We start from the raw sequence: 20,893 nt of genomic DNA, 5'->3' as shown, positions 1-20,893 counted from the left end.
ATCCGAGGGATAACTACCGTGACAACCGTAGATACGGTACTAAGTAAACACGATAATGGTCTTAACTTCTGTGCCTGGTCTTATAACAAAAACCAGGTTTGGAAAGGTTCTTTAGAAACTGTATCTTTTGAGCAACAAACCATCAAAGATAAATTGATGGTGTTAGATAACCCCTGCTACATCGTGAAGGTTGCCGGAAAAATCGGTGTCACCAATGAGGGGTATTTATCCCCTGGTGATAATGGCACAACAGCACAAGTAGAACTCTTAACATTTGCAGCCCCAATCCGCATTCAACAATTCGGAGATCCCAATTTTCTCTCCTTTCATGGAGTCAAATATGCCTATGTTACTGGCGCAATGGCTGGCGGAATCGCTTCCGAAGAAATGGTCATTGCACTCGGAAAAGAGCAAATTTTGAGTTCCTTTGGTGCAGGTGGTTTAACTCCAGAACGTTTGGAAGCAGCCATTAATCGCATTCAACAAGCTTTACCTCAAGGGCCTTATGCTTTTAATTTAATTCACAGTCCCAATGAACCTGCGATTGAACGTCGGGCTGTGGATTTATATCTCAAATATCAAGTAAGAACAGTAGAAGCATCTGCATTTCTCGACTTGACCCCCAACATTGTTTATTACCGTGTTGCTGGATTGGGGTTGAATAACGCCAATCAAATTGAAATCAAAAATAAAGTCATTGCCAAAATTTCTCGCCGAGAAGTTGCGACTAAATTTCTGCAACCAGCACCAGCGAGAATTCTCAAAGAACTTCTTGACCAAGGACTAATTACTGAGTTACAAGCAACCCTTGCAGCCAAAGTTCCGATGGCTGATGATATTACCGTCGAGGCTGATTCTGGTGGTCATACAGATAACCGTCCCTTAGTTTGTTTGTTGCCTTCTATTATTGCCTTGCGAGATGAAATTCAAGCACAATATCATTACCAAATACCCATTAGAATTGGAGTAGCAGGGGGAATTGGTACACCACAATCAGCATTAGCAGCCTTTATGATGGGTGCTGCTTATGTAATGACCGGCTCAATTAATCAGTCATGCGTTGAATCTGGGGCTTGTGAACATACCAAAAAGTTATTAGCTCAAGCAGAAATGGCTGATATGATGATGGCTCCAGCCGCAGATATGTTTGAAATGGGAGTAAAATTACAAGTTCTCAAACGGGGTACGATGTTCCCCATGCGATCGCAGAAATTATTTGAGCTATATCGCGCTTATAATTCGATTGAAGAGATTCCGTTGGCAGAAAGAGAGAAATTAGAAAAACAAGTTTTTCGCAAAACTATTGCTGAAGTATGGGAAGGAACTGCGGCTTATTTGTCCCAAAAGAATCCTGAGAAACTTGGGAAAGCAGTCAATAATCCTAAACTGAAAATGGCGTTGATTTTCCGCTGGTATCTAGGATTATCTTCTCGGTGGTCTAGTTCTGGTGAAAAAGGTAGAGAAGTCGATTATCAAATTTGGTGTGGCCCGGCAATGGGCGGTTTCAATGACTGGGTACGCGGTTCTTATCTTTCTGAACCAAATAATCGTGGTGTAGTTGATGTTGCTAATCAAATTATGACTGGTGCAGCCTTTTTGTATCGTGTCCAAAATTTGAAAATTCAAGGGCTGCAAGCTTCCGATTATTACAGTCAGTATCACCCTGTTCGTTCTACATCATTGTTGGAGATTTAAAAATGACTATAAAACAGTCTTTCACAGCAGACGATATTCAAGTATTTTTGGTATCTAACTTAGCTAAGTTGCTCGGAGTAGCAACTGATGAAATAGATGTCAAAGAACATTTAGAAAACTATGGTTTGGATTCAGCCCAAGCAATGATTCTAGTAAGTAACTTAGAAAAGTTGTTAGGATTCCAACCATCTCCATTGCTGCTGTGGCATTACCCAAATATTGAAGCCCTTTCACAGCGTTTAGCTGAAGAAGTGCAAGAAGGTTCACCAGTTCAAGATACGACATCCTCTAATGCCAAAGCTGCACCCTCTGTTCTAAATTTAGGTGCTGAGGCTGTTCTTGACCCCACCATCCATCCCGGTGCTGCATCTAATGTGCTTGTGGGTGAACCCAAGAATATCTTTTTGACCGGAGGAACAGGCTTTTTAGGAGCTTTTGTCATCCGGGAATTGCTACAAGAAACCAAGGCGGATATCTATTGTTTAGTGCGGGCTGCTAATGCCAAAGAAGGCAAAAGTAAACTCCAAAAAAATCTGCAACAGTATGCAATTTGGCAGGAAGAATTTAATTCCAGAATTATTCCGATTGTCGGCGATTTATCTCAGCCATTGTTAGGTGTTGGCTCTGAAAAATTTCAAATTTTAGCTACCAATATTGATACTATCTATCATAGTGGTGCTTTGTTGAATTATGTTTTTCCATACTCAGCACTGAAAGCAGCCAATGTTTTAGGAACACAGGAAGTTTTGAGATTGGCTTGTCAAATTAAAGTCAAGCCTGTACATTACGTTTCTAGTGTGGCTGTTTTTGAATCGACTGCTTATGCTGGTAAGGTTGTTAAAGAACAGGATGAATTCAATCATTGGGAAGGTATTTATCTTGGTTACTCCCAAACTAAATGGGTAGCTGAAAAGTTAGTCAAGATTGCTCGTGACCGTGGGCTTCCTGTAACTATCCACAGACCACCACTGATTTCTGGTGATAGCAAAACAGGCATTTGTAATACGCATGACTTTATCAATCTGATGACCAAGGGCTGTCTACAAATGGGATATTTCCCTGATGTAGATTATATGTTGGATATGTCTCCTGTGGACTATGTAAGTAAAGCAATTGTTTATCTATCACGCCAAAAAGAATCCATAGGTAAAGCTTTCAATTTACAACATCCCCAACCTGCTTCTTTGAAAATGCTAGTTGAGTGGATTCGCTCATTTGGTTATTCAGTTGAGATGATTCCCTATGAAAAATGGCAATCAGAGTTAATTAATAATGTGTCTTCTGTGGAGAATCCTTTGTACACTTTGCGACCATTTTTACTAGAACGCTGGTCTGATGAACAACTGACTATTCCTGATTTGTACTTACAAGCTAGAAGACCCCATATTAGCTGCCAAGATACTCTTCATGCATTAGCCAGCAGTTCTATTGTTTGTCCTCCAATTGACTCTCAATTGTTTATGACTTATACTGCCTATTTGATTCAAAGTGGTTTCTTGAATATCGCTTAGTAATTCACAACTTGCGTAGGATGTGTTAGTAAGGTAACGCCCCATGCCGAATACTTTCGGTGCGTTATGGAAGCCGTAACACACCCTACGAAACAATTTTGTTTAGTCCATTTTTTTTAGAACTCAGTACTACTGAATAGCCAATATTTCAGATGCCAGCAACAACTCATACACCAACAGCGGCAAAATATAATTGCCCTGTTTTTTTATACTCAATAATGTAAATTTTTAGGATTCACCTCTTGACAGAAGCAATTGAAGATAGAATGATTAGTGTCGGGCATGAAAGTTTGATTTTACCTGCTGGCTTTTGTGAGTAATCAAAGGCTAGCGGTAGCAGTTGGAAATAACCGAACTTTTTTAATGCCCAATTTCTTCGATGTATAAGTCCTAAATTTACGTTTGGACTGCTACATTTATCCAATGCATCATATCAAGCAATTGAAAGGGTAATAACTCAAGACATTTCTCGTCGGTTCAGATATTACGCGCACTTAATTGTAGAGCGAGAACCACTGTAAATGCAATGTAGCCTCATCAAGTTGAATTCACCAACCTTTTTACATGAACACAACACACCAAAGACAGAGCAAACAAACTGCTCTCATTACTGGGGCAGCCGGTGGAATTGGCTACGAATTAGCATGTATTTTTGCTGCTCATGATTACGATCTTGTCTTAGTAGACAGAAACGGGCTAAAGCTAGTAGAAATTGCAGTTAAATTCCAGGAAGAATTTGGAAATCTTGTCAAAACTATTGTTAAGGATCTATCTATATCAACAGCTCCTGAAGAAATTTTCACAGAGTTGCAACTCGCCAATATTAAGGTTGATGTACTGGTAAATAATGCTGGATTTGGTATCTATGGATTATTTCACGAAACAGACCTAGCTACTGAACTGGAAATGCTACAGGTCAATTTGGTGTGTCTCACCCATTTAACCAAGCTATTCGTGAAGGGCATGGTAAAGCAAGGTGAAGGAAAAATATTAAACGTCGCCTCGGCTGCTGCTTTTCAACCTGGGCCTTTGATGGCCGTTTATTTTGCTACTAAAGCCTATATCTTATCTTTTTCAGAAGCGATCGCTAATGAATTAGAAGGTACAGGTGTCACTGTGACAGTTCTTTGCCCAGGCTCAACCGCATCTGCCTTTCATGAAAGAACCGGGATGGCTGACTCTAAGTTGCTCAAGGGCAAGAAGATGATGGATGCAAAAACAGTAGCCGAAATTGGTTTTCGCGCCTTAATGAAAGGCCAAACCATTGTTATTCCTGGTTTTATTAATAAACTACTGACGAAAATCGTCAGATTTGTACCCAGAAACCTGGTGACAAAATTTGTGAGAAATATGCAGGAAGATAAGTAGGGGGCATTGGGCATTGGGCATTGGGCATTAGGGAAGAATAACTAATGACTAATGACTAGGATTAATATTGCCAACACTTTAAATCCCAGCCAAAATTTGCCACAGCAACAGCAGCAACATAATTGTTAGTCGGCACTAGTTCAAAAAGACTCCAGTCTTCAGATATCTGTAACTTAGCTGGTTCTGTAGGAGTCAGCGACACTTCAACTTGCTCTAGCTGGGATAGTCCATCTCCGGTTGCTTTTAAATAAGCTTCCTTACAAGTCCAGTAACGGAAAAATACCTCTTGCTGTTGGTTGGGAGATAGCGATCGCAACATTTCATATTCTCTCGGTAAAAAGAACCGTTTGGCAAGAGCTTCCAGATCAGACATCGGGCGAATACATTCTAGATCTACACCAATTGGGCGGGTACAATTCACCGCACACAAACCCAACCCTTGGGAATGAGACAAGTTAAACGCCAGTCCACTATCGGCAAATGCATCTGCTAATACTGGTTTACCGCGCTGTTGATAATTAAACTGCACTTGTAGGGGCTGAATACCTAAATAGCGACTTAATATAGTTCGGAGAATACCACGACCAGCGATGAAACGCTGCCGATGTTCCTGAAAATAGAACCGTTTAGCACGAGCCATTTCGTCACTGGAAAGAGTTGCTGCTAAATTTTGCAGCTGTAGTTCTGGTTGGTCAAGGTCTATGCGCCAGACATGAATCTCATCCGGTAACAAAGTTAAATCCGTCGGTGCAGGTAGCCAGAGATTCATGATAATTCGTAATTCGTAATTCGTAATTGTTATTGTACGGATAAATCCGCTTGTTCTGAATAAATGTAAGTTCGATTAATTCAAAAAATGCCAGTAGCTAGAGCAGATAATTTTTAGTGCGATCGCTTATCTTTGCCACTGATTAACTAAGAGGATGTTTCAAAAGTAGTATATTGTGCTTTTAATCACATTCTTACCCCCCTTAATCCCCCCGATATATTGGGGGGAAACAAGAAAATCCAGTTCCCTCCCCTTTATAAGGGGAGGGTTAGGGTGGGGTAAAAAAATATTTGATACATCAATCATGACTTTTCAAACATCCTCTAAAGCTTTAATTGATGTATTAGCATCCAAATGTAACAGAGCCTTAGACATTGTGAGCTGATTCGAGAGCTACTTCTGATGCGATCGCCTCATCTATTTCTTGCTGATGAGCAGCATAGAAAGCTAAGGCTGCATTTACCTGAGCCTCACTCAAGTCATACTCAGCAGCAATTTGCCCCGCAGATAATCCCCATTGTTGAGATGCCATGCCGCAGCTACGCCCGTCGTAGACATCGCCAAAGTCTGCACCCGTAAGCCAGTTCCATGCAGTATGGGCACTGCTAAACCACTAGCACGCCGACGGGAAGTAAGTTCAGGAAATACAGGATTGTCAAGATGCTCAGTTAAAATCCCGACTTTTTCAGCTACAGCCGAGAGTAAAGGCTCATCTCACTACTGCCCGATGTTAAGCAATTTCGCCATAGCCAACCGTTGCAGTTTCCCGGTAGCACCACGAGGTAGTTGATCCAAAATGTGAACTTGCTTAGGAACTTTGAAATCTGCCAGCATGGTTGAACAGTAAGCTAAAAGTTCTTTTTCGCCAGCTTCTGCCTTGAGGACAACAGCGGCGTGGATATCTTCTCCTAAAGATTTGTGAGGGACAGCAAAAGCTAAGGCTTCGGCGACGGCGGGATGGCGCAGCAAGACATCATCTACTTCTAAGGGAGAAATTTTTTCCCCGCCCCGATTAATCAATTCTTTAATACGTCCAGTCAAGCGGAGATAGCCGTCTGTATCCAGTGTGCCCTGATCCCCTGTACGGAACCAACCGTTTACAAAAGCTGTGGCGTTGGCTTGGGGGTTATTTTCGTAGCCATCGATGACATTGGGTGCTTTTACCACTACCTCGCCCAAGCTTAAGGGAGATAATAGGTTGCCTTCGGAGTCCATAATGCCCACTTCCACACCGAAGCCATAACCTACAGTACCTGGTTTCCTGACTTTTGGCGGTAGGGGGTTAGTGGTCATTAAGTGAGATGCTTCAGTCATGCTGTAAGATTCCACCACAGGAGCATTGAGAGTTATTTCTAGCTGTTCAATGATAATCGGGGGCAAGGAAGCGCTACTAGAGCGAATAAAACGAAAGCGATTAGCTTTGACAATTTCTGTGTTGCGGCTAGCGCGAGCCAAAATTGTCTGGTGCATGGTTGGCGCTGCGGAGTACCAGGTAGGTTTGTAGGTATCTACCAGTTTCCAAAACTCTAGGGCATTAAAACCATTGGGACAAATTAGTGTGCCGCCCGATGCTAGGGTTGACAGCAAACAGCCCACTAATCCGTGAATGTGGAACAGGGGCATTAGGCAAAGTGTAGTGTCAGCTGCTGTGAGTGAGTAAGCACCAATGATGTTGTTGGCTGAGGCGATTAAGTTGCGATGACGAATCGGCACACGTTTCGGACGGCTGGTGGTGCCGCTAGTGTGGAGAATCATCGCCATATCATCAGCGTTGGGGGCTGCGGGATTCGAGGATTCTACTGGTTCTGAGCCTGTTTTGACTAATTCAAAGCTTAATGTACCGTCAGTGTTTACCTTGGCATTAATCAGCATCATGTCGGATGTGACGGCGGCAATGGCTGCTTCTGGTCCCTCGGACAAAGTAATCAGTGCTTTTGCTTGGGTATCTTCGTAGTAGAAGGCAAATTCCTCTTGTTTGTATTTGGGATTCAAGGGTGCAGCAGTGCCACACAGGGCGGCAGCCAAAAAGGTAATAGCCATTGGTGAACCGTTACTCATGGCAATGGCAATGCGATCGCCCCGTTTCAATCCAAAGCTGTTGAGTTGGGATACCAGTCCCACAACATTTTCGCGTAATTGCTTATAGGTTAGCGATCGCCCCCCAGGTGTTACTAAGGCTGAATGATTGTCTTCCCCTACTAAAAGCTCAAATAAGTTCATTAAAAACCTCCAGTAAACCGCATCCCCTTGTGGGAGTTGTTAGTAAAAGGGATTGGGCATTGAGAAAGAAACTCTTTCCTTGTCCCCCTTATCTTCCTTATCCACATTCTCCATGCCCAATGCCCCGTCCCCAATTCAACCATTATTTGCTTTCTTTTATAAGTAAGTTTACGGCAAAAAACAAGAGCTAAAATTAAGTCAATAGTGTGTTTGTCGCTACTAGAAATCAGAAAAATCTTTTTCAGCAACTAAACCCCATCGATAAAATATGGATCGTCGGAATTTTCTAAAGTGTGTCACTTTAGCAGGATCTAGCTTTGCCTTAACTAATTGTGTTCAAGGCAAAAATTCCAAATCGCAGGGTGAGGTGTCTCCCTCAGCGTCGCCTGTGGCGGTAAATGAACCTCTCAAGGTGGGATTTGTTTATGTAGATTCTGTGGGTGATTTTGGCTGGACTTATGCCCATGATTTAGGCCGCAGAGACATGGAAGCCAATCTTCAAGATAAGGTAAAAACTACCTTTGTCGAAAATGTTAACGAAGGTGCTGACGCCCAAAGGGTAATTCGCCAACTAGCATTAGATGGTAACAAGTTGATTTTTACAACTTCCTTCGGCTACATGAACCCAACAATTAAAGTTGCCAAGGACTTTAGTGATGTTGTCTTTGAACACTGTGCGGGATACAAACGTGCTGCCAATGTCGGTACTTATTTGGGACGCTTTGAAGAACCGCGTTACTTAACCGGCATGATTGCTGGCAAGATGACAAAATCGAATGTAGTTGGTTTTATTGGTGCATACCCAATTCCAGAAGTAATTCGAGGAATCAGTGCGTTCACTCAAGGAGTGCGGGTAACAAATCCTCAAGCAAAAGTTAAGGTACTTTGGATACAAAGTTGGTACGATCCAGCTAAAGAAAGAGAAGCGGCTCAAGCTTTGATCAATTTAGGTGCGGATGTACTAACGCAGCATACCGACTCTGGTGCCGTTGTCCAATTGGCTGAGGAAAAAGGCATTTATGCTTTTGGCTATAACACTGATATGAGTAAGTTTGGTCAGAAAGCCCACCTGACATCAGCTATTAACAAATGGGGCAAATTCTATACAGATAAAGCCTTAGCTGTAATGAGTAATACTTGGAAGTCTCAAGAGGTTTGGGATGGAATTGGTCAAGGAATGGTGGATATTTCCCCGATGAATCAGGCGATTCCGGCTGATGTGCAACAATTGGTGAATGCGAAGCGCGATGAGTTTATTCAGGGTACTGCACATCCTTTTGATGGCCCGGTGAAAGACCAAAAAGGGGTGGTGCGAGTGCCAACGGGTAAGGTTTTGGATGATCAAAGACAACTAGCGATGGATTGGTATGTTGAGGGAATTGAAGGGTCAATTCCTAAGGGAAAATCATAGTAAGCAATTCAAAATTTACGCATTTAAAATTAAGAAACAGAATTACAGTAAGCTTTCTGGCTGGTGACAGTGTGCAGACTGAAAGCGTAACAGCTTATTGTTAAGCAGTACTATGATTTCTCTTTTTAGCAGCGAAAAATGTTCAGGCGCAAATGAATGACCTGATGAAAGACTTTCCGCCCGGATTAAAAGGCTAGATCGTTTACGATACCGTTGGGTTTGTGTAAGCATCACTCGAAGAAGTGGTGAAAACGCTCGTCGAAGCGATCGCCCTCGTCTTATGGGTGATTTTTCTGTTTCTGCAAAACTGGCGAGGGTTACTCGTGGCAATAATCTTAAGTCTGCTTTTTGTTCCAGTGCTGTACGTAATTCCCCCACTCTGCCTTCTATTACAAGAGGTAAAGATTAAGTCACAACTTTGGTAAATGCTGACACAATGTAGAGTATCTTCTAGTAATTTAGTAAAGTTATAAGCTTTGGAGCAAAGCAAATGAATGCTCGATTGATCGCTTTCTCTGGCTTTGTGACAGCATTTATAGGTGCAGGAATTGGTTTTATTGCTGCTAACTTATTTCCTTGCCCTTACACGAGTCAAATGTATAAACATTTGGAGCAAAAATACGCGATTGTGGGTGCAGTCGCTGGTTTGCTGATTGGTTCTAGTCAAGAAATGATTCGAGAACTCAAGCAAGAGCGGGATGCGGAAGAAGAATTGCTGCGGGATTTTAACAAAGCTATTCACTCAAGTACAGATAAAGAGAATTACTGATCTGTTAGTGCAAGACATCGTTCTTTCATAAAGACTTCCCTACACCTAAACAAAGCGGAAGCATGGTAGCCCCGAAAGTTAAGAGTCAATTCCTTTAATTCCTTGACTCTTAACTGGTATTCATATCGGGGTAAAAATGCGACAGGGGCAGTTTTAACTACCGTGACATTAAGCGTTTGTTATTTGTAATGGTGTGGGTCATTAATATATTACTCAATAATCACAGATGAGACTTTACCTGTCGAATCATAGTAATAGGCATGAGTCCACAGCGTAGGCAGCTTTAATAAATGTGGAAACTCTTGTCTTAGATATCGTGATGACCGACCCTTGAAAGCTTTAAGAATAGAATTAATTGGCGTACTTGGGCCATATTCAACCAAAACATGAACATGGTCAGGTGCAATTTCTAGACATTTAATTATCCATCCTTTTTCATTTGCAACCTCAGTTAAAATTTTGCTAAATCTTAACTTTACTTCACCTACTAAAACAGGTTTTCTTCTTTTTGGTATCCATATTACCCCTCTTCTGTCATTTTCCGGGAGGGCGATCGCTAGAAGCGTCATGAGGCAATCAATACAAGCTATACTATTAGAAAAAAATGGTCTTGTATTTGTTATTAGAAAATAATCGCGCAATCGCTTGCTATACAAAAGCTCTAGAATTCAGAAATGGCAAATATTTTCGGAGAGTGACAGAAGAGGGGTAATCGTCATCACCCAAAAATTCATCCCACACCGCCCTACGGGTCGGATGTGGGGATTCTTTTTGTTTAAGCTAAATTTGTGGTTTCATTTGAAGGATATCAAATTTTGCAAGATATCTACTTATGATGATGAACGTTGCACCCGCCATTGTAGTACTAGGTCAAAATAGCGTGACAGTAGCACGCAAAATAATCACTGTTCTACCAGGGGCGACGCTATACGGTCTAGCAGGTCGGACATCGGGAGTTGATGTTAGCTTTACTAATTTTGGTGAGACGTTGCGTGAGTTATTTGCTCAGGGAACGCCGTTGATTGGCATTTGTGCCGCCGGCATTCTAATCAGGACGCTAGCTCCTGTACTCTCGGATAAACAACAGGAACCACCAGTGCTAGCTGTCGCTGAGGATGGTAGCGCTGTTGTCCCCCTCTTGGGCGGACTTGGTGGGGTAAACGATTTGGCACGCCGCATTGCCGAAGCGCTTGATGTCAAGCCTGCAATTACGACCACAGGCGACCTCCGTTTGGGTACAACGCTGTTGTCTCCTCCCCCCGGATATCATTTAGCAAACCCAGACGATGCTAAGAAATTTATCTCAGATTTGCTAGCCGGGGCGCAAGTCAAACTAGAAGGTATAGCACCTTGGTTGAGCGATAGTAAACTGCCCATAGATCCAAAGGGAGATTTGACCATCCAAGTTACCGAACGTTTGGTGACTCCTACCGCCAACTGCCTTGTCTACCACCCAGCAACTATAGCGATCGCAATTAGTGGCATCATTGATGATCCAGTAGCTTTAGTAAAGCAGCTACTAGCTGATGCCAGACTAGAAAGAGCATCAGTCGCCGGGATATTTGCACCCATCACCGCCGCTGCCGATCCAGCAATCCACGCCGTAGCTAGCGCCTTGGAAGTGCCTGCCCGCTTTTTTACCCCAAATCAGCTAGAAAGTCTGTTATCACAAGGTTATAGCCCCGCTCAAGCCGCAGCGATCGCCGCCACAGGCACATCTCCCATTACTCTGGCATCTCCCCAGATTGCGATCGCCATTGCCCCTCAGCTAATTGACCCCAACACCATCGGTCAGCCACGCGGACGGTTAGCAATTATTGGCACGGGCCCTGGTGGATCGCAGTGGATGTCTCCAGAAGTGAAGGAGATACTCAAGTCGGCAACTGACCTAGTGGGTTACAAAACTTATTTAGATTTAGTCGGTTCTCTGGTTGATGGCAAGCAACGGCATGAGTCCGACAACCGCGAAGAAGAAGCACGGGCAAAAATGGCCCTTGATTTGGCAGCATCTGGACGATATGTAGCTGTAGTTTCATCTGGTGATCCCGGTATTTATGCAATGGCAACAGCGGTTTTTGAAGTATGCGATCGCTATGCCAAACCCGAATGGGACAGTATCGATATTCATGTAGCACCAGGCATCTCAGCCATGCAGGCAGCAGCAGCAGCGATTGGTGCGCCCCTTGGGCATGACTTCTGTGCTATTTCCCTTTCTGACATCTTGAAGCCTTGGTCTGCGATCGCACAACGAATTGCGGCTGCTGCCGAGGCTGATTTCGTAATTGCTTTCTACAATCCTGTTTCTAAAGAGCGTACCTGGCAACTGGCAGAAGCGAGAAATATTTTGCTGCTACATAGAACACCAGATACACCAGTAGTCTTGGCGCGGAATCTCGGTAGACCAGGACAGACGGTGAAAGCGATCGCACTTGATGAGTTAGCACCAGCAAGCGCTGATATGCGGACAATTATTCTCGTTGGTTCCACAAAAACCCGAACCATCAAACGCAGCGATGGCAATATCTGGGTTTATACGCCGCGTCGCTATACCGAACTGTAGGCATATTAAATTTTGGACAATGAGGAAAAGTGGGGAAACTAATGATAGCTTGAGAGCATAGAAAACAGATAACAAGCCATTATGAATACTTCAGTATTAATTGCACTTCCCTTATTAGCGTGTATAATCCTGTCGCCAGTTAGCAAAGCTGATATTGTCCAAGGTTCAACGAATCATGCCATCAAAATGTCTTCATTTAAGCTCAGTTCCCAAAAATGGAAAAACCGCGTGCTACTAGTTTTTGCACCGTCTGTTGATAACCATACCTATCAGCAGCAAATGCAACTATTGCAAGAGCATAATAACGATTTTGCAGATCGGGATTTAGTTCTCGTCCAGGTTTTGGCAACAGATGAAAGCTATGCCAACAGACAGCCAATAGATGAGTCTTCTGCTGCCAAGTTGCGCGGTCGCTTTGGGGTTGACAAAGAAAATTTTCGCGTGATTTTGGTGGGCAAAGATGGTGGTGTTAAGCGCAGTGATGCGACACCAGTCCAGGCGACAGCAATTTTTGAGGAAATTGACGCTATGCCCATGCGTCAGCAAGAAATGCAAGAGCGAGGCAGAAAGTAACTAGAATTGCTGTAGTTAAGACTCTCTAAAGTTTTCTTTAGTTGAATGACTAGCTTTGAAAAACTTTTGTCAAGTTTTGTATAGCAAAATAATCTGATGATCACTGTCCACCACTTGAACAACTCCCGTTCCCAGCGTGTGCTTTGGCTACTGGAGGAACTCGGCGTAGAGTACGAAGTCAAGCGCTACGATCGCGACCCGAAAACTATGTTAGCACCAGCGTCGCTGCGCGAGGTACATCCACTCGGCAAGTCGCCAGTGATTACCGACGGCGCTCTGACCTTGGCCGAATCCGGTGCGATCATTGAGTATCTGGTCGAACGCTACGGTAACGGACGGCTGATTCCGGCTCTGGGTACGCCGGAGCGGCTGCGCTACACCTACTGGCTGCATTACGCAGAAGGCTCGGCTATGCCTCCGCTGCTGCTGAAGCTTGTCTTCGACCAAATCGATAAGGGGCCAATACCGTTTTTCGTGCGGCCGATTGCTGGGGCGATCGTTGGTCGCGTCAAGAAGTCGTTTATTGAACCTCAGATCGCGCAGCACCTAGATTACCAGGAGGCGGAGATCGGAAAAAGTCCGTGGTTTGCTGGTAACGAATTCACCGCAGCTGATATCCAGATGAGCTTCCCTCTGGAAGCGGCTGCCGCACGAGCAGGACTGGATGCGAGCCGTCCGAAGCTTATGGCTTTCCTGGATCGCATTCACACGCGTCCAGCCTACCAGCGTGCGCTGGAGCGCGGCGGTACTTACGAGCTTCTGAGTTAAGCGGAAGGTTTTGATAGCCGTAACTCGCGCTCTTTTATTACTCTGAAAAAATAAAATATTTGTAAGTTGGGTTGAACATTCGTGAAACCCCAACAAAATCAAGGATTCTTGGTGTTGGGTTGAGGAACGAAACCCAACCTACTCCTAGATTTATAAAAACTAATGACAACAAAGGTTTCTGATTTTTATCTCGTGAGAGTCATACAAGAACGCTAGCTATAGGATTGACCAAGAAGCAGGGAGAAGATACCGGATGGTACAACTCGTGATATTCCTTATAGGCTTTACTTGCACTGTAAGATTTAATTGGATAATCAGAGCGATCGCAATTGTTTTCTAAGATTTTATCCCTTTTTTTACCTGAACCTGAATTAATGCGTTCTGACAAACACAACAGCAATCCTATAATTACACTGCATTTAATGTGACTTGCGATTCATGGTAAAAAGCATGACAATTTATGTAACCGTGTAATAAATAATTCATGACCCCAGAAGAACAAGCCAGAGTCAAAATTGACCAACTAATCACCGATGCAGGTTGGATTATTCAAGATTACAAACAAATTAATCTCGGTGCTTCTTTGGGGATTGCTGTGCGAGAATATCCCCTCAAGTCTGGTTTTGTTGACTACCTACTCATTATTAACCGCAAGGCTGCGGGTGTAATTGAAGCTAAAAAAGTAGGCACAACCCTCAGTGGCGTAGAAACTCAATCTGATAAATATTCATTCCAGCTGCCGCCAAAATTAAACTGTCACCGCAAGCCTTTACCCTTCCTCTACGAAAGCACGGGGGTAGAAACCTATTTTACAGATAACCGTGACCCTGATTTTTGCTCTCGGAAGGTGTTTAGTTTCCACAAGCCAGAAACATTACTGGAATGGTTAGGACAGTCTGACACCCTGAGAGTCCGTTTGCAACTGTTACCGGAAATTGACACAGAAGATTTACGGGAATGTCAAAAAGAAGCCATTGCTGGGTTATTTAATTCCCTAAAACACAATCGCCCTAGAGCATTAATTCAGATGGCGACGGGGGTTGGTAAAACCTACACATCTGTGAGTTTTATTTACTGGTTGATTAAATTAGCTGGAGCGAAACGAGTTTTATTTTTGGTAGATAGAAAGAACTTAGGAGAACAAACCCAAAAAGAATTTCAGCAATATGTCACCCCCGACGATGGGAGGAAGTTCACAGAGCTTTATAATGTGCAGTTGTTGACTTCCAACACCATAGACCCAGTGAATAAAGTCTGTATCACCACAATTCAGCGGCTTTATTCCATGTTGCGGGGGGAAGCTGAATTTGAAGCAGAAAATGAGGAAGCATCTTTGTTTGATGGGGAACAGTTAAATCAGCAACCCAAGGATGTAGTTTATAACTCAAAAATTACCCTAGAAACTTTTGATTTTATTGTTATTGATGAATGTCACCGTTCAATTTACAATGTGTGGCGACAAGTATTAGAATATTTTGATGCTTTTATTATTGGTTTGACTGCTACCCCATCTCTGCAAACCTTTGGTTTTTTTAATCAAAACTTGGTGATGGAATATCCCCACGAACGGGCGGTAGTTGATGGGGTAAATGTGGGGTATGAAGTTTATCGCATCCGCACTCAAATTACTGAACAGGGTAGCACTATCCAATCAGGGTTTTATGTGGATACGCGAAATCGTCAAACCCGTGCAATGCGCTGGCAGCAGTTGGATGAAGAATTAAGTTATGGTGGGAGACAATTAGATAAGTCAGTTGTGGCAATTGACCAAATCCGCACGGTGATTCGTACTTTTAAACAGCGATTATTTAGTGAGATATTTCCAGATAGAACGGAAGTTCCGAAAACTTTGATTTTTGCTAAAGATGATTCCCATGCCGAAGATATTGTGCGAATTGTGCGAGCAGAATTTGGCAAGGGGAATGAGTTTTGTAAAAAGATTACATACCGCACCACTGGCGAGAAAACAGAAGATTTAATCGCCAGTTTCCGCAATTCTTTTAACCCGCGCATTGTGGTGACAGTGGATATGATTTCTACGGGGACGGATATTAAACCATTGGAATGTTTGATATTTCTGCGGGATGTGAAATCACGGATTTATTTTGAGCAGATGAAGGGAAGGGGAACCCGCACGATTAACCCGACAGATTTTCAAGCGGTGACACCGGGGAATCATCTCAAAGAACAATTTGTAATTATCGATGCGGTGGGGGTGTGTGAATCCGATAAAACTGATTCTCGTCCGTTGGAGAGAAAACGCAGTGTCCCGTTTAATAAATTATTGCAAGATGTCGCCGCAGATGTGCGGGATGAGGATACGCTGATGTCTTTGGCAATCAGGTTGGTAAAGTTAGAGAAGCAATTAAATGATGATGAACGCCAGGAATTACAAACTGTTGCTGGAGGTAAGTCTATACAACAGATTACTAGAGATTTACTCAATGCCCTTGATCCTGATAGACAGATTAATCAAGCACAGCAGCAGTTTAATACTTCATCCCCAACGGCAGAACAACAGCAGCAAGTAGCAGAAATTTTAATTAATCAAGCTTGTCAACCTTTTGATAATTATCAATTTCGGGATTTGCTCAAAGAATTGAAAACTAAGAATGAGCAGATTATTGATAACGTCAGTCAAGATGTAGTGTTACAGGCTGGTTTTGATACCACTGCTAGGGATAAGGCAATGGGGACGGTGGAGAGTTTTCGGCAGTTTATTCAGGATAATAAAGATGAAATTACGGCGCTGTCTATCCTTTATAATCAACCCTACGGACAGCGACAATTTACTTATGAGCAGATTAAGCAGTTAGCAAATGCGCTCTCACGTCCCCCCCATAATTTGACGCCCCAGAGGTTATGGGATGCTTACGCGCAACTGGAAGCGGATAAGGTGCGGGGTGCGGGGGTACAAAAGTTGTTGACTGATATCATTTCTCTGGTACGCTTTGCGATGGGGGAAACGGAGGTTTTAGAACCTTTTTCGGTATCGGTTGAGGAGAAGTTTCAGCAGTGGGTAGGGGGTAAGGGGTTTAGTTCTCAGCAGGTGGTGTGGTTGGAGAAGATTAAGGCATATATTATTACCAGCGTGAGGATTGAGGCGGAAGATTTACAGGAAATGCCTCAAGAAGCGTTTCAGGGTAATCAGTTGTTTGGGAATGATTTGATGGGTATTTTGGATGAGTTGAATGGGGTGTTAGCTGCGTAATGGGTGAAGAATTGTATGAGTTGCCTAATGGTTGGGTGTGGGCAACAGTGGGAGAAATTAGTAAAATTAATCCAAGGTTGCCTGAGTTAAATTATTCAGATGATTTAGAAGTTTCTTTTCTGCCAATGAAATCTGTAGAAGCAAAAACAGGCAGACTTGATTTATCTGAAATTAAACAATATTGTCAAGTCAAGAAAGGATATACCCCCTTTATTGATGGAGATATTATCTTAGCTAAGATAACACCATGCTTTGAGAATGGGAAAGTTGCTATTGTACAAAATCTCAAAAATGGGATAGGTTTTGGCTCTACTGAATTCCATGTTTTTAGATTAGAGTTAGGAATTTATAATAAATATCTACTTTTTTATTTTTGCAACCAAAATTTTATTAAAGATGCCCAAAGTAATATGGCTGGAACTGCTGGGCAGTTAAGAGTTCCAGCAGACTACATTAGAAATACTGTAATTCCCTTTCCCCCACTCCCCGAACAATATCGCATCGTTGCCAAAGTTGAGGAATTATTCACCCAACTTGATGCAGGGGTAGGGTTACTTAAAAAGGTAAAAGCCAAATTAAAACGCTACCGTCAGGCGGTGCTAAAAGCCGCAGTCGAAGGAAATTTAACCGCATATTGGCGCACAGCACATCAAGGGGAATTAGAACCCGCCTCAGTTTTACTTGACCGCATCCTCAAACAACGCCGGGAGAAGTGGGAAGCTGAACAACTGGCTAAGATGAAGGCACAGGGCAAAACTCCCAAGGATGATAGTTGGAAGCTGAAATATAAGGAACCTGTTGCACCTGATACCTCTGATTTACCTGATTTACCTGATGGGTGGTGTTGGGCTAGTCTACAAATGATTGCAGACGTAATTGACCCAAATCCATCTCACAGAATGCCAAAATATGTTGAGGCGGGAATACCATTCATTTCAACAGAAAATTTTAGCCCTCCAGATAGTTTTGATTTTTCGATAGGTAAGAAAGTTTTACAGGAAACACTTTACCAACAACGTAGGATTTTAAAAATTGAAGAAGGTGATTTTGTTTTGTCTCGAATTGGAACAATAGGAAAAACAAGATTTTTACCAATATCTCAAGACTACTGTATTTCACATGCCCTAGTAGTAATTAAAACATTAGATAATTCAATAAATAAACGTTTTTTAAGGTATGTTATATCTTCTAATACTGTTTTAAATCAGGCAAAAAAAGGAGTTCAAAGTGTTGGTGTTCCAGATTTAGGAATGGCTAAGATTCGTTGTTTTGCAATTCCCTTAATTCCCTTTGATGAACAAAATAAAATTTTAGAAGAGATAGAAGACGCTTTTTCAATCATCGACCAACTCGAAAAAACCATAGACACCAACCTCAAACGCGCTGAAAGACTCCGCCAAAGCATATTAAAACAAGCCTTTGAAGGTCAACTTGTCCCCCAAGACCCCAAGGACGAACCCGCCGAAAAACTCCTAGAACGCATCCAAGCCGAAAAAGCCAAACAGGTAACAACCAAAACCAAGAAAAAAACCAAATCTCAGATTAAATCACCCACACAATTAGCATTACCATTAGAATAATGCCCAACCTATACATTATCGGCGGTGCAAACGGTTCTGGTAAAACTACCGCCGCCCTGCAAATCCTCCCCTACTTCCTAGAAGTATTTGAATACGTCAACGCCGATGAAATAGCAGCCGGACTTTCTCCTTTTAACCCGGAATCCGTAGCCATTCAAGCCGGACGCTTAATGTTAGAAAGACTAGAAACTCTGGTGAATGCTGAAGCTGATTTTGCCTTTGAAACAACTTTAGCGGCTCGTAATTTCGCCCGATTCTTAAGAGAATGTAAAATTAAAGGTTATATTATCAACTTAATTTACTTTTGGTTGCAAAGTCCCGAATTAGCGATCGCACGGGTCAAGAGACGTGTAGAAAGTGGCGGTCACAGCATCCCTGAAGAGACTATTCGCCGTCGCTACGAACGGGGAAGAAAGAACTTAATTAAATTATACTTACCCTTGTGCGATCGCCTCTGGCGGGCGCTCCGCGCCATCGCTGGATTGTTTACGATAACTCTAATCCCATTTTGCAGATAATAGCTGAACGCCCTTTAAATCAAGAGCCGATAATTTATCAACCCCAACTATGGAGCCAAATCACTACTAATGAATAAACCAATTCCTGAGAAATTATCTACCCAAATCGACGCAGGGGTTAAACTCGCTATGAAGAAAGCTATTGAAAGACACCGCCGTTTAGGAGAATCTATTAGCATTTGGCAAGATGGCCAAGTTGTTACATTAACCGCCGACCAAATTCCTCCTCTTGATTCAACTGTTACTCATAGCGAATGACAGTTAAACCTATCTACAGATTTAATTAAATGGCAAACGAATCTTCGACCATCGTCCAAAAACTCTGGAATTATTGCAACGTCCTCCGTGATGATGGCGTTAGCTACAATGACTATGTAGAACAGCTTACCTATTTGCTGTTTCTCAAGATGGTCGAAGAACAAAACCAACTTCCCCCACCTTTGGGTAAACGTTCCACTATTCCGACGGAATATAGCTGGGAGGCTTTGCGATCGCTTGATGGGGATGCTTTAGAAATCCAGTATCGCCACACCTTAGAAACTCTGGGGAAAGAAAAAGGACTTTTGGGTGTCATCTTTCGTAAATCCCAAAACAAAATTCAAGATCCAGCTAAATTAAAACGACTGGTAGAACTGATCAATTCAGAAACCTGGATTGGTTTAGATATTGATATCAAAGGTGAAATTTACGAAGGACTTTTACAAAAGAACGCCGAAGATGTTAAGGGCGGTGCAGGTCAGTATTTTACCCCAAGGGCATTAATTCAAGCCATTGTCGAAGTCATGCAACCCCAGTTAGGACAGCGCATTTGTGATCCCGCTTGTGGAACTGGTGGTTTTTTCTTGGTTGCTTACAACTTCATCAAAAATAACTATAAGCTGGATAAACACCAGAGGCATTTTCTCAATAATAAAACTTTTAAGGGCGCTGATGTTGCGGATGGGGTGGTGCGCTTGTGTGCAATGAATCTTTACTTGCACGGGATTGCAGGTGATGATAGTCCCGTAGAAGCTAAAGATAGCTTGATGGCAGATTCAGGCGATCGCTTTGAATTAATCTTAACTAATCCGCCTTTTGGTAAAAAAAGCAGTATCACTGTTTTCAACGAAAGCGGTAAAGCAGATAAAGAAAAAGTTTCCTATAGACGGGATGATTTTTGGGCTACCACTTCTAACAAACAGCTAAACTTCCTCCAGCACGTCAAAACTCTGCTGCAAATTAACGGGAAAGCTGCGGTGGTGGTTCCTGATAATGTTTTATTTGAAGGTGGTGCCGGGGAAATCATCCGCAAAAAGTTATTGCATGAATGCGATGTCCATACTTTACTCAGACTGCCTACAGGAATATTTTACGCCCAAGGTGTGAAAGCTAATGTTTTATTTTTTGACCGCAAACCCGCCAGTGCTACCCCTTGGACAAAGAAGCTTTGGATTTACGATTTTAGGACTAACCAACATTTCACTCTGAAAACTAACACACTGCGTTCCAAAAATCTGCAAGACTTTATTCAGTCATTTAATCCTGACAATCGTCATGAACGGCAAGAAAATGAGCGATTTAGAGTTTTTAGCTATGAGGAACTGATCCAACGGGATAAAGTCAGTTTAGATATTTTCTGGCTGAAAGATAACAGTTTAGAGGATTCAGATAATTTACCTGCACCAGATGTTTTGGCTTTGGAAATTTCTGAGGATTTAGGAGCAGCGTTGGAACTGTTCCAAGGTATTACTGAGAATTTGGAATTGAAATTAGAAGTTGAAGTTTAATCAGGCTATGGCCTTCCGATTACAAGTCATATCATGTCCGCTTGATTGCTTATTAAACCCGAAGAACCCCACCCCTTAATCCCCTCTCCGCTTGCGGGGAGGGGAGACAAAGCATAGCTTTGGCGGGGTGGGGTGCAATGACTGTGGGAATCGTAACTAATTATGCGGACATGA

General features: G+C 42.7%; 17 protein-coding genes and 1 pseudogene. 14 read left to right on the top strand and 4 right to left on the bottom strand.

Features of this window, described 5'->3' with window-relative positions:
- Positions 1–18: 18 nt before the first annotated feature.
- The 3 genes from V7K30_RS01870 to V7K30_RS01860 all read left to right on the top strand — a co-directional run bounded on the left by V7K30_RS01870 (position 19) and on the right by V7K30_RS01860 (position 4,574).
- Positions 19–1,695: a PfaD family polyunsaturated fatty acid/polyketide biosynthesis protein gene (locus V7K30_RS01870; protein WP_334996554.1), complete on the top strand. Its 1,677-nt coding sequence runs from the start codon at positions 19–21 to the stop codon at positions 1,693–1,695.
- Positions 1,696–1,697: 2 nt separating this feature from the next.
- Positions 1,698–3,206 (top strand): thioester reductase domain-containing protein, encoded by a 1,509-nt coding sequence (locus tag V7K30_RS01865; RefSeq protein WP_334996552.1) that lies wholly within the window; start codon positions 1,698–1,700, stop codon positions 3,204–3,206.
- A gap of 564 nt (positions 3,207–3,770) precedes the next feature.
- Positions 3,771–4,574, top strand: a complete 804-nt coding sequence (locus tag V7K30_RS01860; RefSeq protein WP_334996550.1) for an SDR family NAD(P)-dependent oxidoreductase — start codon at positions 3,771–3,773, stop codon at positions 4,572–4,574.
- Positions 4,575–4,635: 61 nt separating this feature from the next.
- On the opposite strand, the gene hetI is transcribed toward V7K30_RS01860, so the two are convergent.
- The 3 genes from hetI to V7K30_RS01845 all read right to left on the bottom strand — a co-directional run bounded on the left by hetI (position 4,636) and on the right by V7K30_RS01845 (position 7,563).
- Entirely contained in the window at positions 4,636–5,343 is a 708-nt protein-coding gene (gene hetI, locus V7K30_RS01855; protein ID WP_334996548.1) for a 4'-phosphopantetheinyl transferase HetI, read from the bottom strand.
- A 367-nt stretch (positions 5,344–5,710) separates the two neighbouring features.
- The gene (locus V7K30_RS01850) at positions 5,711–5,875 is read right to left on the bottom strand and encodes a DUF433 domain-containing protein (RefSeq protein WP_334996546.1); all 165 of its coding nucleotides are present in this window, start codon (positions 5,873–5,875) and stop codon (positions 5,711–5,713) included.
- A gap of 185 nt (positions 5,876–6,060) precedes the next feature.
- Positions 6,061–7,563, bottom strand: a complete 1,503-nt coding sequence (locus V7K30_RS01845; protein WP_334996544.1) for an acyl--CoA ligase — start codon at positions 7,561–7,563, stop codon at positions 6,061–6,063.
- A gap of 268 nt (positions 7,564–7,831) precedes the next feature.
- Here V7K30_RS01845 and V7K30_RS01840 point away from each other — a divergent pair, with 268 nt between their 5' ends.
- The 3 genes and pseudogenes from V7K30_RS01840 (at position 7,832) to V7K30_RS01830 (ending at position 9,743) form a co-directional block, all read left to right on the top strand.
- The gene (locus V7K30_RS01840; protein WP_334996542.1) at positions 7,832–8,974 is read left to right on the top strand and encodes a BMP family ABC transporter substrate-binding protein; all 1,143 of its coding nucleotides are present in this window, start codon (positions 7,832–7,834) and stop codon (positions 8,972–8,974) included.
- 239 nt (positions 8,975–9,213) lie between these two features.
- Positions 9,214–9,399, top strand: a pseudogene (locus tag V7K30_RS01835) (hypothetical protein); the annotation flags it as partial.
- Between the two features lie 65 nt (positions 9,400–9,464).
- Complete coding sequence (locus tag V7K30_RS01830; RefSeq protein ID WP_334996540.1) at positions 9,465–9,743, top strand: hypothetical protein; 279 nt, start codon at positions 9,465–9,467, stop codon at positions 9,741–9,743.
- A gap of 209 nt (positions 9,744–9,952) precedes the next feature.
- Here V7K30_RS01830 and tnpA read toward each other — a convergent pair whose 3' ends face one another.
- The gene (gene tnpA, locus V7K30_RS01825; RefSeq protein WP_334996538.1) at positions 9,953–10,312 is read right to left on the bottom strand and encodes an IS200/IS605 family transposase; all 360 of its coding nucleotides are present in this window, start codon (positions 10,310–10,312) and stop codon (positions 9,953–9,955) included.
- A 266-nt stretch (positions 10,313–10,578) separates the two neighbouring features.
- On the opposite strand from tnpA, the gene cobJ reads away from it, so the two are divergent.
- The 8 genes from cobJ (at position 10,579) to V7K30_RS01785 (ending at position 20,719) form a co-directional block, all read left to right on the top strand.
- Positions 10,579–12,303 (top strand): precorrin-3B C(17)-methyltransferase, encoded by a 1,725-nt coding sequence (gene cobJ, locus V7K30_RS01820; RefSeq protein ID WP_442941040.1) that lies wholly within the window; start codon positions 10,579–10,581, stop codon positions 12,301–12,303.
- A gap of 81 nt (positions 12,304–12,384) precedes the next feature.
- On the top strand, positions 12,385–12,876 hold the full coding sequence (locus V7K30_RS01815) for a DUF4174 domain-containing protein (protein ID WP_334996534.1): 492 nt from the start codon (positions 12,385–12,387) through the stop codon (positions 12,874–12,876).
- 96 nt (positions 12,877–12,972) lie between these two features.
- Positions 12,973–13,644, top strand: coding sequence for a glutathione S-transferase family protein (locus V7K30_RS01810; RefSeq protein ID WP_334996532.1), 672 nt, complete (start codon positions 12,973–12,975; stop codon positions 13,642–13,644).
- Positions 13,645–14,128: 484 nt separating this feature from the next.
- The gene (locus tag V7K30_RS01805) at positions 14,129–16,855 is read left to right on the top strand and encodes a type I restriction endonuclease subunit R (protein ID WP_334996530.1); all 2,727 of its coding nucleotides are present in this window, start codon (positions 14,129–14,131) and stop codon (positions 16,853–16,855) included.
- Positions 16,855–18,435: a restriction endonuclease subunit S gene (locus V7K30_RS01800; RefSeq protein WP_334996528.1), complete on the top strand. Its 1,581-nt coding sequence runs from the start codon at positions 16,855–16,857 to the stop codon at positions 18,433–18,435. The genes V7K30_RS01805 and V7K30_RS01800 overlap by 1 nt, the downstream gene beginning before the upstream one ends.
- Complete coding sequence (locus tag V7K30_RS01795; protein ID WP_334996526.1) at positions 18,435–18,953, top strand: zeta toxin family protein; 519 nt, start codon at positions 18,435–18,437, stop codon at positions 18,951–18,953. Before V7K30_RS01800 ends, V7K30_RS01795 begins: the two co-directional genes overlap by 1 nt.
- Before the next feature lie 69 nt (positions 18,954–19,022).
- Positions 19,023–19,211 (top strand): hypothetical protein, encoded by a 189-nt coding sequence (locus V7K30_RS01790; protein WP_334996524.1) that lies wholly within the window; start codon positions 19,023–19,025, stop codon positions 19,209–19,211.
- Positions 19,212–19,240: 29 nt separating this feature from the next.
- Entirely contained in the window at positions 19,241–20,719 is a 1,479-nt protein-coding gene (locus V7K30_RS01785; RefSeq protein WP_334996522.1) for a class I SAM-dependent DNA methyltransferase, read from the top strand.
- Positions 20,720–20,893 lie beyond the last annotated feature (174 nt).

The sequence above is a fragment of the Nostoc sp. genome, from assembly GCF_036917655.1.
Classification (GTDB): Bacteria; Cyanobacteriota; Cyanobacteriia; order Cyanobacteriales; family Nostocaceae; genus Nostoc.
Note: the sequence above shows the minus strand (reverse complement) of the source record. Positions and strands in the feature narration are given on the sequence as shown.